Consider the following 13,469-nt stretch of genomic DNA (forward strand, 5'->3'; position numbering starts at 1 on the left):
CAACGAATGCGATGAGTCCGCCGCTGTCGACGGGTCGACAGGGCATGGACACCATCGACTTCCGCCCGGCCACGGACCTGGTCGCCGCCCTCGTGCGCGGCGTCCGCGACGACCAGCTCGGCGCGCCGACCCCCTGTCCGGCGTACACGGTCGGCGACCTGCTCGACCACGTGCACGGCCTCGCCCTCGCCTTCACCTGGGCCGCGACCAAGTCCGCCCCGCCGGGCGGCGCCTCGCCCTCGGCGGACGCCGCCGCGCTGCCGGGCGACTGGCGCGACGCCATCCCGGCCCGGCTCACCGCCCTCGCGGCCGCCTGGGAGGACCCGGACGCGTACGCCGGCCTCACCATGGCCGGCCCGATCGAGATGCCGGCCGAGATCGCCGCCCTGGTCGCCCTCGACGAGGTCGTCGTCCACGGCTGGGACCTCGCGCGCGCCACCGGCCAGGCCTACGACCCCCACGAGAGCGTCGTCCGGGCCTCGCTCGACTTCGCCCGCGGCTTCGAGGTGCCCGAGGGCGCCGGCGACGGCCCCTTCGGCCCCGCCGTACCCGTCGAGGAGGACGCCGCGCTCCTCGACCGCCTCGCCGGCGCCACCGGCCGCGAGCCGGGCTGGGCACCCGCCTCCTGATTTCGTCCGCCCCGAGGCCCTCCGGTACTGTCTCCCGCGGTGGCGTGTCCGAGCGGCCGAAGGTGCAACACTCGAAATGTTGTGTGGGGTCAAACCCACCGTGGGTTCAAATCCCACCGCCACCGCCAGCCAGTCGACGAGGCCCCGTCCGGATCATCCGGACGGGGCCTCGTCGCGTCCGGGCGAGGGCTACCGTCGTGGTGTGCGGGCGATGGTCGGGCGGGGGATCGATCCCGACACCCCGCTCACCGTCACCCTCGCGGACGGGCGGCCGCGCTGCCACTGGGCCGGTGCGCCGATCGCGGGGCTCGTCGACTACCACGACGTCGGGTGGGGCACGCCGGTGCACGACGAGGCCGGGCTGCTGCGGGCGCTCACCGAGGCGCTGATGGCGGGCGGGCTCTCGTGGGAGGTGGTCTTCCGCCGTCGCGACGCGATGCGGGACGCCTTCGCGGGCTACGAGCCGACCGTGGTGGCGGCGTACGACGAACGCGACGTCCAGCGGCTCCTCGCCGATCGTCGGGTCGTGCGTCAGCGGCGCAAGATCGAGCAGGTGATCCACAACGCCCGGCTGGTGGTCGAGGGGCCGTCGCTCGACGAGCTGGTGTGGGCGCACGCGCCGGTGGCGCGCGGTCCCGTCACGTCCTGGGCGAGCGCGCTCGACTCAGCGCCCGTCGGGGATCGCGTCAGCGCCGTGCTCCGCACCCGCGGCTACCGCGGCGTCGGGCCGGTCGTCGCGCACAGCATGCTCAACGCGGTCGGCGTGCTGGACGGCCACGTCCTCGGCTGCTTCCGGACGGTCAGCTCCCGAGCTTGAACGTGCCGAAGACGGCGTCGTGGTCGGAGTGCAGCTCCGCCGTCGACTGCTCCTTCGGCACCAGTCCACTCGTGTAGAGCAGGTAGTCGATGGTGGCGCCACCGTGGTCGCCGGTGCCGCCGACCGGCATCCCGAAGGTCGCGTACGTCGAGGTCAGTCCGCCCTTGTCGAAGATGGTCCGCGGGAAGAGGCTCGAGGTGTAGTGGGAGTTGAGGTCGCCGCCGACGAGCACCGGCCCGCGCTTCTCCAGGTGGGTCACGACCGTCACCAGGTGCTTGGCGAACTTCGGCAGCAGCCCCTCGGTGCGCGGCAGCGTCGGCGCCGGGTGCGCGGAGACCACCGAGACGACGTTGCCGGTGCGGGTCGAGCGAAGGGTCACCCAGTTGACGGCGCGCTGGCCCCACCGGACCTGCCGCCGGGTCATCCACCGGGTGCCGTGGCCGATCGCCTCCCACCGGTGCTTGCGCCACAGGACCGGCGTCTCCCGGGTGTACGGCGAGCTCAGGCCGCGGTACGCGTCGTACCCCTGCGGCCGGATCTCCTCGTCCGTCCGGTAGCCCGCCTCGTTGAGCGTGACGAAGTCGGGTCTGCCCTCGGTCACCTCGGCCAGGTCGGCGGCGAACTTCGCCTCCCCCTGCTTGAGGTTCGCCTGCGCCAGGTGCAGCCTCTGCGGCACGACCTGGTGCCGGTGCTCGGCGTGATGGTGGCGGTGGTGCTTCGCGTGGTGGCGGTGCTGGTGCGCACTCGCCGTCCCGGTGAGCGAGGCCGTCAGGGCGACGGCGAGCAGGGCAGCGGTCAGGCAGGACTTCGTGCGCACGAGGTCATCATCGGCCGGATCGCGCGCGTCCTGACCAGGGGGCGAGCAGCGGCTCCCACACCGGCGGCGCGTCCTGGGCTCCGGACCTCCACGCCGTGACGTCGCGGTCGTCGTGTGGAATGGGCCCATGCCGCTCTACGAGTTCGAGGGCAAGCGCCCCACCGTCCATCCCGATGCCTTCGTCGCACCGACCGCGACCCTGATCGGCGACGTGACCGTCGAGGCCGGCGCGAGCGTCTGGTACGGCGCCGTGATCCGCGCCGACATCTGCACGATCGTGATCGGCGCGGGCTCCAACATCCAGGACAACTCCGTGCTCCACGCGGCGCCCGGCACCTCGCTCGTCGTGGGGGCGAACGCCACGGTCGGCCACGGCTGCATCGTGCACTGCGCGGAGGTCGGTGAGCAGGCGCTGATCGGCAACGGCTCGACGCTGCTGGACGGCGCGAGGATCGGGTCGCGCACGCTGGTCGCCGCCGGGTCGGTCGTCACCCCGGGCACCGAGATCCCCGGCGGCATGGTCGCGGCGGGCATCCCGGCCAAGCCCACCAAGCCGATCGAGGGCACGTCGTCGCAGTTCTGGGTCGAGCAGAACCCGCCGTACTACCAGGAGCTCGCCCAGCGGCACGCCAAGAGCGCCGTGCTCGTCGAGGACGAGGACGACTGACATGAGCGTGCGGGTCCGCGTCGACGGTCCGGTGACGACGGTCGTCCTCGACCGCCCCGAGGCCCGCAACGCCGTCGACGGCCCGACCGCGGCCGCGCTCGCCGACGCCTTCCGCGCCTTCGACGCGGACGACAGCCAGAGCGTCGCGGTCCTCTACGGCGACGGCGGCACCTTCTGCGCCGGCGCCGACCTCAAGGCGATCGGCACCGAGCGCGGCAACCAGGTGACCCCGGTCGAGGACGGTGGCGACGGCCCGATGGGCCCGACCCGGATGCGGCTGTCCAAGCCGGTGATCGCGGCGATCGAGGGGTACGCCGTCGCCGGTGGGCTCGAGCTCGCGCTCTGGTGCGACCTGCGGGTGGCCGCCGGTGACGCGGTGCTCGGCGTCTTCTGCCGTCGCTGGGGCGTGCCGCTCATCGACGGCGGCACGGTCCGGCTGCCGCGCCTCATCGGCGCCAGCCGCGCCATGGACCTCACCCTGACCGGCCGCCCGGTCGACGCCTGGGAGGCCGAGCGGATCGGCCTGGTCAACCGGGTCGTCCCCGTCGGCCAGGCCCGGGTCGAGGCCGAGGCGCTCGCCCACCAGCTGGCCGCGCTCCCGCAGGTCTGCCTGCGCGAGGACCGGCTCTCGCTGCTGGAGCAGGAGGGCCTGACCGAGGACGACGCGCTCGCCAACGAGCTCCGCCACGGCACGACCTCGCTGACCTCCGGCGCGATCGAGGGCGCCGCCAGGTTCGCCGGCGGCGAGGGCCGCCACGGCCAGTAGGGAAGGATGACCCCATGCCGCAGCCGAGCTCCTGGTTCTCCTCGCCCGACGACGCCGCCACCCGGCTGTCCGCGTCGGGCTACCTCGCCGACACCGCGACCGCGACGACGGCGTACCTCGCCGGCGCGCTGGAGAAGCCGCTGCTCGTCGAGGGACCGGCGGGCGTCGGCAAGACCGAGCTGGCCAAGGCCGTCGCGCGGGTGACGGACGCCGAGCTGATCCGGCTGCAGTGCTACGAGGGTCTCGACGAGGCCCGCGCGCTCTACGAGTGGAACTACAAGAAGCAGCTCCTCTTCATCCAGGCTGCCACCGTAAGCCGGGAGGCAACCGCAACCACAGGACTGCCGCAGAGCGTTCAGGATTGGGAGAGCGGCATCTTCACGGAGGAGTTCCTGCTCACCCGCCCGCTGCTGACCGCGATCCGGCGCGACCAACCCACGGTGCTGCTGGTCGACGAGGTCGACAAGACCGACGTCGAGGTCGAGGGGCTGCTGCTCGAGGTGCTCTCCGACTTCCAGGTGACGATCCCCGAGCTCGGCACGGTCTCCGCCGTACGCCGCCCCTTCGTGGTGCTCACCTCCAACGCCAGCCGCGAGCTGTCGGAGGCGGTCAAGCGGCGCTGCCTCTACCTGCACCTCGACTACCCCGACGCCGAGCGCGAGCGCGAGATCGTAACCAGCCAGGTGCCCGACCTCGAGGAGCGCGTGGCCGGCCGGCTGGTCGAGACGATCGGCCGACTGCGCGACCTGGAGCTGAAGAAGGCGCCGTCCATCGCGGAGTCCGTCGACTGGGCCAGGACCCTGGTGGCGCTGGAGATCGGCGAGCTCGACGAGAAGGCGATCGCCGACACCCTCGGCGTCGTCCTCAAGCACAGCTCCGACCAGGAGAAGGCCGTGAAGGAGCTCCGACTCCGCTCATGACATCGGGTCTCGTCGACAGGCACATCGGCTTCCTGGAGGCGCTGCGCGCCGCCGGGATGTCGGTGTCGCTCGCCGAGGACCTCGACGCGATCGGCGCGCTGTCCGTGCTCCCGTGGAGCGAGCGCGAGACCGTGCGGGCGGCGTACGCCGCGACGCTGGTGAAGAAGCAGACCCAGCGCCCGACCTTCGACGCGCTCTTCGACGTCTACTTCCCGCGGATGGTCGGTGACGGCGTACGCCGCGACGCCGACGACCAGCCCGAGCCGGCCGCGGCCCGGGACAACGCCGCCGCGCTGGCGGCCTTCCGCGAGCAGCTCGCCGACGCGCTGGCCGAGGGCGACCAGCAGGCGATGCTCGAGCTGGCGGCGGAGATGATCGCGCGGTTCGGCGCGATGCCCGGTCGTGGCCCGGGCCTGTCGTCATGGTCGGCGTACACCGCCATGCAGCGGGTCGCCCCCAACGAGCTCGTCGACCGCATCGTCGCGGCCCTGCTCGCCGACGGCCGCGCCGACGACGACGCGCGCCGCGAGGCCGGGCGCCGGATGGGCGGCTTCACCGCGATGGTCGAGGCCGACGCCCGGCGCCGGATCGCGGAGGAGAAGGGACCCGAGCACGTCGCGTCGGTCGCGGTGAAGCCGTCCATCGACCGGCTCGACTTCACCGCCGCCCGCCGCTCCGACCTCGAGCAGATGCGCCGCGAGATCTACCCGCTTGCGCGCCGGCTCGCGACCCGGCTCACCCAGGAGCACCACGCCAAGCGCCGCGGCCCGCTGGACTTCCGGCGTACCGTCCGTGCGTCGGTCTCCACCGGCGGCGTTCCGCTCGAGACCCACCACCGGCCCAAGCGCCCGCACCGCACCGAGCTGGTCGTGCTCTGCGACGTGAGCGGGTCGGTGGCCAACTTCGCGCAGTTCACGCTGCTGCTCGTCTACGCGCTGCGCGACCAGTTCGAGAAGGTCCGCGCCTTCACCTTCATCGACCACGTCCACGAGGTCACCCACCACTTCAAGCCCGGTGCCGACCCCGGCGACGTGCTCACCGACCTCGCGGCGGCGACCGCCCACGCCGCGCTGTGGGGCCGCACCAACTACGGCCGCGCGCTGGTGAAGTTCGAGGAGTCGTACGCCGACGCGCTCGGCCCGCGCTCGTCCCTGCTGATCCTCGGCGACGCCCGCTCCAACTACAGCGACCTGCACCTCGACGTGCTCGAGCGGCTGGCCGGCTCGGCCCGGCACGCGTGGTGGCTCAACCCCGAGCACCGTCGTCACTGGGACACCGGCGACTCGGCCGCGTCGAAGTACGCCGCGGTCGTGCCGATGGTCGAGTGCCGCAACCTGACCCAGCTCGGGGAGTTCGTGCACGACACGCTCGCCTGAGCGCCCGCGGGTTCACCAAGGGATGAAGGTGAACCGACGCTTACCGCGGTGAGCTCGACGGGGGAAGCGCGGGTTCGCCCTGATCCCTTGGTGAACCCGCAGCCCACGCACCACCGGCCGACGAGGGGCCGCGCTCAGCCGAGGTAGCCGAGCTCCCGCAGGCTGTCGAGCTCGGCGCGCAGCTCCGGGCTGGTCGAGGCGTCGGCGGCGCGGGCGCCGGCGAGGTAGCGCTCGGCGCCCTCGGTGCCGGTGCCGTCGAAGACCACCGTGAGCCGGTTGTCGGCGGCGGCGTTGACCAAGGAGCCGAGCAGCGCGACGGGGTCGGTGCGGTCCTCGAGCGAGATCATCCGGGTGCGGCGCGGCACCCGCGGCACCAGCGCCGACGGGGCGCCCGCGGTGACCACGCGCTCGACGTCGAACAGCGTCGACTCCGACAGCGCCGCGATGTCGAGCGCGGTCGGCCCGCCCGGTCCGGACCCGGCCAGCAGCACCCGCGCGGGACCGTCGACCCGGTCGGCGCGGACCGTGGCCTCGATCGCCTTGATGGCCCGGTCGGTGTAGGGCACGTGGTCTCCGCCGACCAGTCGCAGCTGGGACTGGGAGCGCCCGTGCGGACCGGGCAGCAGGACGACGTACGCCCCGGGTGCGACGCGCTGCACGGTGACCGCACGGGTGGCCGCGAAGAGCATCGCCATCAGGTCTTCGAGGCCGCCCGGTCGCTCGCCGGCGCCCTCGGCCGCCGGCGGCTCGTCGGTGCCGTCGTCCTCGGGCCGATCGACCAGGCCGCCCGCGATGTCGCGCAGGGCCGAGCCGAGGTCGACCGCAAAGGTCTCCGCGCCGGTCGCGGCCAGGCCGCCGCGCGCCGCGGCGTCGTCCTCGGTGGCCAGCGCCGGGGTGGTCAGCAGCGACCGCAGCCGCAACCCGTCGAGCAGCCCGCCGCCGGTGCTCACGTGGTCGAGCAGCTCCGGGTTGTTCTCGGCGAGCTCGTCGAGGTAGGCCGTCACCCCGTCGCGGTCGAGCGCATCGGTCTCGATCAGCCCCGCGGAGACGACGGCCCCGCCGAGCGCGACCTCCGGGGCGAGGTAGCCGATCGCGCGGCCGGCGACCGACCCGAGCGTGCGGTAGGCGGCGTCCTGGAGCTCGTCGATCCAGCGGTAGGTCAGCACGGTCGCGCGGACGACGAGGGCGTCGGCGTCGAGCTCGACCGAGCGGGCGAGCAGGCCGTACTTGCCGGTGGTCGCCCCGCGCACCGCCTCGTCGAAGCGGTTCCAGCTGCCCGTCGAGAGCTCCGCCGACTCGGCCAGCGCGGGGTCGCCGAGCAGCCGCTCCCCGAGGCCGGCGCGGTGCCGCATGTCGGCGCCGGTGGCGTCGAAGAGGTCGGCGAGCCGCATCATGTCGTCGTAGCGCGCGGCCGACGTACGCCGGGTCGCGTCGGTCATCGGACCACCTCGGCGAGGACCGGCGCCAGCTCGACGGCGAGCGCCTCCGGTGACACGGGCGCGACGGTGACCCGGTCGACGCCGTCGGCCCGGTGCGGGCGCAGCGCGCGCCAGCCGTCGGCGAGCAGCACCCAGGACACCACGCCGACCAGCGTCGTCGACTCGACGGACACGTCGGCGACCAGGGCCCGGAGCCGACCGCGGCACTCGGTGGTCAGGCCGCCGAGCAGGGTCAGCACGTCGAGGTCGCGCAGCGGCCGGCCGTCGCTGTCGCGGACCTGGGAGCTGTGGTCGGCCACCAGCACGGGGAGCAGGTCGGTGCGGCCGGTGCGGCTAGCCTCGCCGGCCGCGTCGAGCAGCTCGTAGGGCAGGTCGACCTCGGGCACCGCGGACGCGCGGCCGACCATCTCGGCGGGGATCGCCGCGACCCGCGCGAGCTCGTCGCCCCAGCGCTCGCTGGCGAACCACGCGAGCTCGAAGACGATCCCGTCCGCGGTCGCCAGCGTCGCGACCGCGCCGTCCCGCTGGCGGTGCCACGCCCGGACGCGGGCGCCGCCCGCGCTGATGTCGAGGTCGAGCGCGACGTTCGGCGTGGCCAGCAGGCCGACCGCGCCCAGGAGCCCGTCGTCGACGGCGGTGTCGACGAGCAGGCCGCGACGGGCCAGCGAGGCCTCGGGGTCGTGGAGGGCGGCGAGGGCGCGCTCGTACGCCGCCGCGTCCAGCGTCGCGGGGGTCGCGCCGAGGCGGCTGCCGAGCCCGGACTCCGCAGGCGGCGGGACCAGCTCGAAGGGCAGCGGCGCGCCCCCGGCGTACGTCGCGACCAGCTGCAGCTCGGGCAGGGTCAGCGTCAGGCGCCGCGGCAGGCTGGTCAGTCCCGCCGCGGGGGCAGGGGGCGGCGTGCCCAGGTCGATGGTCGGCATGCGTCCTCCCCGGTCAGAGCCCGGGCAGCTCGACCGCCAGCCAGGCGCGATGGCCCGGTGGCGGCTCCTCGAAGGCGGCCAGCTGCTCGTCCTCGGGGTCGGGGAGGACGCGCAGGCCGTGCTCCCCGCTCTCGGCGGCCCGGAGGCGGGCCACGCGGGTGCGTGCCTCGGTGACCAGCCCGTCCGCGCGGCGCTCGATCGCCGCGATCAGGTCCTTGAGCCGGTCGACCTCGGCGAGGTGGGCGTCGAGGGTGTCGGCGGCGGTGTCGTGCTGGGCGGCGACCTCGCGCAAGTGGGTGGCCCGGTCGCGGACCCGCTCGTCGAGCGCCGCGGCGGCACGTCCGGTCCAGCCGGCGTGCTCGGTCTGCGCGACCAGACGGTCGGCCGTCGCCCGCAGGTCGACACCCTGCTCGCGCAGCTCGCGAGCGCGCTTGCGCATCACGTCGGTGTCGCCGTACATGAGCGCCGCTTGCCCGCATTCGTCGAGGGTGAAACGCCGCTCACGGCGCCCGCACCACCTGGAAGACCTGGCTGGTCACGCTAGCGGACGAGCCGCCCGGATCGGCCAGGAACCCGTGCGCGCGCAGGCTCTCGAGCTGCTCCACGACCGTCGGATCGGTGCTCCGGTCGACCGCCTCGGCGCCCGCGACGTAGTGGCCGTAGGAGTGCCGGTCGACGAGCGAGTCGCCGCCGTCCTCGAAGGTCACCGTGGTCTGCCCGACGGTGTCGGGGTTGGGCGCCCCGTCGAGCAGCGGCACGAGGTCGCCGCGGTGCTCGAGCGAGAGGACGTGGCTGCCAGTGGGGAAGCCGTCGACCTGCGCCGTGGGCGACCCGGCGGTCACCACGTGGGTGACGTCGAAGCCGCTGCCGTGGCCGAGGATCGACGCCGCCTCCATCCCGCCCTGCGAGTGGCCGACGAGCAGCACCGGCTCGTGCGGGCCGATGCCGGCCTGGTGCATCGCGTCGAGGATGCCGCGGCGGTAGGCGTCGTCCTCGCCGGCGATCAGCCGCAGGTCGGTGCCGAGGTCGCGGACGTCGTCGTCCTGCGTCCAGGGCAGCGTCTCGAGGTCGTCGGTGCCGGGGAGGTAGACGATGTGCCGCGCCCGGTCGGTGCCGGCGTCGAGCGACTCCACCTCGATCGTGCCGTTGTCGCGGGAGTCCGGCTCCGGCGACAGCGCGGCCACGCGCCGCAGCCGGCGCACCAGCCCGGCCACGCTGTCGGGCTGCCGGCCGCTCTCCACCCGGCCGGTCAGGTCGGGCCGCGGCCGGGTGACCGCCGTGCCGTCGCCGTACGGCGTCGCGAGCAGCCGCGCGCCCGACCGGAGGTCGGGAGTGATGAGGCCGGTGCCGAGCAGCCCGCCGACCAGGCCGCCGCCGCCGTCGACGAGGTGCTCGACCAGGCCGGGGTGGTCGTGCACGACGTCCTCGACCGGCAGGCGGTCGACGAGCGGCCGGGCGACGGGCAGCAGCGGCGCGCCGAGCCGGAGGGCGGTGCCGAGGGCCAGGCCGAGCCGGCGGTCGAGCTCGCCGACGGCGACCTCGGTCATCGCGTCGGCGGCGGCGATCCCGTCGAGGGCCGCGCGCACCAGCACCGCGTCGGCCTCCCAGCCGCACGACTCGACGAGGACGCCGTCGGGTCCGGTCGTGGCCGCGACGACCGCGCCCTCGGCGAGCGCGAAGGTGGCCGGCGCCAGCGCCGCCGAGGTGATGAGGTCGGGGTCGGCGAGCGCCCGGACGCCCAGCCCGCTCCACTCACGGAGCCGGTCGCCGGCCTCGTCGTACAGGTCGGCGAGCGCGCGCACCTCGTCGTACGCCGCCGCGAGGCCGCCGACGCCGCCGCGGACGTCGGTGATGTCGGCCCGCTCGGGGGCGCTCACGGGATCAGCCTGGTGAGCGAGTCGACGACGTCCAGGGCGCTGCCGACCAGGCCGAGCATCCGGTCGACCTCGGCGGCGTGCCGGTCCAGCGCCTCGGAGGCGTCCTCGTGGAGCGACGCCGTACGTCGGAGCGCGGCGGTGCGCTCGTGCGCCCGGCCGCGCATCGCGTCGGCGGTGAGCCCGTGCCAGGCGACGTCGGTCGCGCTCGTGTCGAGGCGGGCGGCCTCGTCGCGGAGCTCGTCGGCGCGTTCGCGGAAGGCGCCCGCGAGCGCCCGGATGGAGTCGGTGTCGGCCAGCATGTCGTCCCCCTCGTGTGGCGTGTCGTGGGGGAAGCGTCGCCGCCCGGCGGCTGTGGAGAAACGTCAGCGGTCGACGACTGTGGACAACCGCTCCAGCGCCTCCTCGATCTCGGCGCCGGGGCCGGCGAAGCTGAGCCGCACGAAGCGCGACCCGTCGACCGTGTCGAAGTCGACGCCCGGCGCCATGGCGACCCCGACCTCCGACAGCATCCGGTGGCAGAAGGCCATGGTGTCGTCGGTGAGGTGGCCGACGTCGGCATAGACGTAGAACGCGCCGTCGGCCGGGGCCATCTCGGTGATGCCGAGCTTCGGCAGGCCGTCGAGCAGCAGGCGGCGGTTGTCGGCGTAGCGCGCGACGTGGCCGTCGAGCTCGGCGTACGACGCGTCGTCGAAGGCCGCGAGGCACGCGCGCTGGGCGATCACCGGCGGGCAGATCGTGAAGTTGCCGGTGAGCACGTCGACCGCGCGACGCAGCCGGTCGGGGACGAGCATCCAGCCGATCCGCCAGCCGGTCATCGAGAAGTACTTGCTGAAGCTGGAGAAGACGACCGCCTCGCGGCTGGTCTCCCAGGCGCTGCGCGCGAGGTGCTCGGGTGCGTACTCGATGCCGTGGTAGATCTCGTCGCTGATCAGCTGGATCCGCTGCGCCTCGCAGTACGCCGCCAGCGCGGCCAGCTCGCTCGGCAGCAGCATCGTGCCGGTGGGGTTGGCGGGGCTGGCGACGACGAGGCCCTTGATGTCCTCGAGCTGCTCCAGCTGCTCGACCGTCGGTTGGAAGCGGGTCTCCGGGCCGGTCGGGATCTCGACCACCTCGCAGCCGAGCGCGGTGAGGACGTTGCGGTAGCAGGGGTAGCCGGGCCGCGCCATCGCCACCCGGTCGCCGACCTCGAACGCCGCCAGGAAGGCCAGCAGGAAGCCGCCGCTGCTGCCCGTCGTCACCACGACCTCGTCCGGGTCGACCTCGATCCCGTGCGCGCGCCGGTGGTGCGCCGCGATCGCCCGGCGCAGCTCGAGGATGCCGGTCGCCGGGGTGTAGCCGAGCGGGTCGGCGCCGTCCAGGAGGCGCTTGGCCTCCTCGCGCACCGGCCGCGGCGCCCCGGTCATCGGCTGACCGGCCAGCAGGCTGAGCAGGTCGCCGTGCGTCCGCTGCCGCTCCGCTGCCGCCGCCAGCAGGTCCATCACGTGGAAGGGCGGCACGTTCGCCCGGCTGGCCACCTGGAAGCGGTCGGTCATGGGGCGACTGTACGGCGGCGGGGTTTCCCCGGCGGCCCGGGGAACCCCCCCCCCCCGCGGGCCCCCCCCCGCCTGTCGGGGGGGGGCAGGCAGAACCCCCCGCGGTCTGTTTTGGGGCGATTGTACGGGGGGGGTTTTCCGCGGTGGGCGGGTTAAACCCGCCCGGCGCGCGGGCACTCCTCGGCGTGTCGGGCGGGGATCGGCTGACCACCCGGCGGGAATCCCCGGTCAGCCGGGGAAACCCGCCGCATGACGTCCGGCCCGCCGGCCGAAGAACGACCCCTCGCCGAGCTGGGTGCCGGAGCAGTAGCCCTTGCCGTCCTGGGCGATGTTGGACGCGCAGGCGCCGGCGGCGTACAGGCCGACGATGACCGACCCGTCGGGGCGCTGCACCTCGCCGTCGACCGAGGTGCGCAGGCCGCCGAGGGTGAAGCCGGCGTAGATCGCCTTGCCGAGCCGCAGGTCGAAGACCGCCCACGGGCCGGTGTCCTGCGGCGCCAGCCACTCGGCGCCCTTGCGGAGGTCGAGGTCCTCGCCGGCCGCGGCCATCTTGTTGTAGCGCTCGAGCGTCGCGGCGACCGACCCGGCCGGCAGGTCGAGGGCCGACTCCAGCTCCTCGATGGTCTCGAAGCCGTCGATGAGCGGCACGAGCGGGAACTTCGGGTACTCCACGTGCTCGCTGTCGACGATGAGGTACGCCGTGTGGTCGGGCTGCTCCATGACGAACTGCGAGGTCCGCGAGTGGTAGCAGTCCTCCGCCACGAAGCGCTCGCCGCGGTTGTTGACGATGAAGCCGGTCATCAGCGCCGACGGCGGGTAGAACGGCGCGGTGATGAAGGGCTCCTCCATGTGCTTGAGGTCCGCGCCGACCGACGCGCCGAGCCGGATGCCCAGGCCGTCGTCGTACGTCGACCCCAGCGTGAAGGGCTTCTCCGCCAGCGCCGGCGTGTGCTCGGCGACCATGTCCGGGTTCATCACGAAGCCGCCGGCGGCGACCACCACGGCCGGGGTGGCGATCACGCCGGTGTCGTCGAAGGAGCGCCAGGCGACGCCGACCACCGCGCCGTCGGCGGCGACCACGAGGTTCGTCGCGCCGGTCTCGTAGCGGACCTCGACGCCCGCCTCCTCGACCCGTGCGCGCAGCAGGTCCATCACCATCTTGGTGCCCTCGGTGTCGCCGGGCACCGGCACCTTGTGGCCCCGCGGCGCGGGCACGGCCTCCTGCTTGAAGGGCCACACCTTCTCGTTGCCGGTGAACATCAGCCCCTCGGTGCCGGGCTGGATCACCGCCTTCTCGGGGTAGTAGGAGCGCTCGAACTCGAAGCCCAGCGCCTCCAGCCAGTCGAAGTGCTCGACCGAGCCGTCGCAGTAGGCGCGGATCTTGTCGTGCTCGGGCTGCTTGGAGACCGCGACGAGGTACTTGTACATCTCGTCGGCCGAGTCCTCCCAGCCCGTCGCCTGCTGCACCGCGGTGCCGCCGCCGAGGTAGAAGTGACCGCCGGACATCGCCGAGGTGCCGCCGTGGACGGCCGCTCGCTCGAGCAGCAGCACCCGCGCTCCGGCCCGGGCGGCCTCGAGGGCGGCGCAGCCGCCGGCGATGCCGAAGCCGACGACGACCACGTCGTACGACGGGGCGTCCTGGCCTGCGGTGAGGACCGACTCGTCGAGGACCTCGGGGAGGGCGGTGCCAGCTGTGCTCATGATGCAAA

14 protein-coding genes and 1 tRNA gene are annotated in these 13,469 nt (G+C 74.1%); 7 read left to right on the top strand and 8 right to left on the bottom strand.

Annotated features, from left to right (window positions below; all coding sequences use genetic code 11):
* The first annotated feature begins 44 nt into the window (after positions 1 to 44).
* From K8U61_RS12615 to K8U61_RS12625, 3 genes are all read left to right on the top strand, one after another.
* Complete coding sequence (locus tag K8U61_RS12615) at positions 45 to 629, top strand: TIGR03086 family metal-binding protein (RefSeq protein WP_224123385.1); 585 nt, start codon at positions 45 to 47, stop codon at positions 627 to 629.
* Between the two features lie 38 nt (positions 630 to 667).
* Positions 668 to 757 (top strand) — tRNA-Ser (locus tag K8U61_RS12620).
* 83 nt (positions 758 to 840) lie between these two features.
* Complete coding sequence (locus K8U61_RS12625) at positions 841 to 1,446, top strand: DNA-3-methyladenine glycosylase I (protein ID WP_224123667.1); 606 nt, start codon at positions 841 to 843, stop codon at positions 1,444 to 1,446.
* Here the strand turns inward: K8U61_RS12625 and K8U61_RS12630 are convergent.
* A complete protein-coding gene (locus K8U61_RS12630; RefSeq protein ID WP_224123386.1) occupies positions 1,430 to 2,263 on the bottom strand; it encodes an endonuclease/exonuclease/phosphatase family protein in 834 nt (277 codons plus the stop codon). The two genes, K8U61_RS12625 and K8U61_RS12630, sit on opposite strands and share 17 nt — an antisense overlap.
* 127 nt (positions 2,264 to 2,390) lie before the next feature.
* Here K8U61_RS12630 and K8U61_RS12635 point away from each other — a divergent pair, with 127 nt between their 5' ends.
* Genes K8U61_RS12635 through K8U61_RS12650 form a run of 4 tightly spaced genes read left to right on the top strand, consistent with a single transcriptional unit; the run spans position 2,391 to position 5,992 of the window.
* The gene (locus K8U61_RS12635; protein WP_224123387.1) at positions 2,391 to 2,930 is read left to right on the top strand and encodes a gamma carbonic anhydrase family protein; all 540 of its coding nucleotides are present in this window, start codon (positions 2,391 to 2,393) and stop codon (positions 2,928 to 2,930) included.
* Between the two features lies 1 nt (position 2,931).
* Positions 2,932 to 3,696 (top strand): crotonase/enoyl-CoA hydratase family protein, encoded by a 765-nt coding sequence (locus tag K8U61_RS12640; RefSeq protein ID WP_224123388.1) that lies wholly within the window; start codon positions 2,932 to 2,934, stop codon positions 3,694 to 3,696.
* Positions 3,697 to 3,710: 14 nt separating this feature from the next.
* A complete protein-coding gene (locus K8U61_RS12645) occupies positions 3,711 to 4,616 on the top strand; it encodes an AAA family ATPase (RefSeq protein ID WP_224123389.1) in 906 nt (301 codons plus the stop codon).
* Positions 4,613 to 5,992 carry a vWA domain-containing protein gene (locus K8U61_RS12650; RefSeq protein ID WP_224123390.1) on the top strand — a complete coding sequence of 460 codons (1,380 nt, stop codon included), beginning with the start codon at positions 4,613 to 4,615 and terminating at the stop codon, positions 5,990 to 5,992. Before K8U61_RS12645 ends, K8U61_RS12650 begins: the two co-directional genes overlap by 4 nt.
* A 134-nt stretch (positions 5,993 to 6,126) precedes the next feature.
* On the opposite strand, the gene K8U61_RS12655 is transcribed toward K8U61_RS12650, so the two are convergent.
* The 7 genes from K8U61_RS12655 to K8U61_RS12685 form a co-directional block, all read right to left on the bottom strand.
* Positions 6,127 to 7,431: a hypothetical protein gene (locus K8U61_RS12655; protein ID WP_224123391.1), complete on the bottom strand. Its 1,305-nt coding sequence runs from the start codon at positions 7,429 to 7,431 to the stop codon at positions 6,127 to 6,129.
* Positions 7,428 to 8,351, bottom strand: coding sequence for an ESX secretion-associated protein EspG (locus tag K8U61_RS12660; RefSeq protein WP_224123392.1), 924 nt, complete (start codon positions 8,349 to 8,351; stop codon positions 7,428 to 7,430). The genes K8U61_RS12655 and K8U61_RS12660 overlap by 4 nt, the downstream gene beginning before the upstream one ends.
* A gap of 13 nt (positions 8,352 to 8,364) precedes the next feature.
* Positions 8,365 to 8,811, bottom strand: coding sequence for a hypothetical protein (locus K8U61_RS12665; protein WP_224123393.1), 447 nt, complete (start codon positions 8,809 to 8,811; stop codon positions 8,365 to 8,367).
* A 40-nt stretch (positions 8,812 to 8,851) separates the two neighbouring features.
* On the bottom strand, positions 8,852 to 10,228 hold the full coding sequence (locus K8U61_RS12670) for a hypothetical protein (protein ID WP_224123394.1): 1,377 nt from the start codon (positions 10,226 to 10,228) through the stop codon (positions 8,852 to 8,854).
* A complete protein-coding gene (locus K8U61_RS12675; RefSeq protein ID WP_224123395.1) occupies positions 10,225 to 10,527 on the bottom strand; it encodes a WXG100 family type VII secretion target in 303 nt (100 codons plus the stop codon). The genes K8U61_RS12670 and K8U61_RS12675 overlap by 4 nt, the downstream gene beginning before the upstream one ends.
* A 63-nt stretch (positions 10,528 to 10,590) precedes the next feature.
* Complete coding sequence (locus K8U61_RS12680) at positions 10,591 to 11,760, bottom strand: pyridoxal phosphate-dependent aminotransferase (RefSeq protein ID WP_224123396.1); 1,170 nt, start codon at positions 11,758 to 11,760, stop codon at positions 10,591 to 10,593.
* 228 nt (positions 11,761 to 11,988) lie between these two features.
* Complete coding sequence (locus K8U61_RS12685) at positions 11,989 to 13,461, bottom strand: FAD-binding protein (RefSeq protein WP_224123397.1); 1,473 nt, start codon at positions 13,459 to 13,461, stop codon at positions 11,989 to 11,991.
* Positions 13,462 to 13,469 lie beyond the last annotated feature (8 nt).

It is taken from the genome of Nocardioides mangrovi (assembly GCF_020073815.1).
Taxonomy (GTDB): domain Bacteria; phylum Actinomycetota; class Actinomycetes; order Propionibacteriales; family Nocardioidaceae; genus Nocardioides; species Nocardioides mangrovi.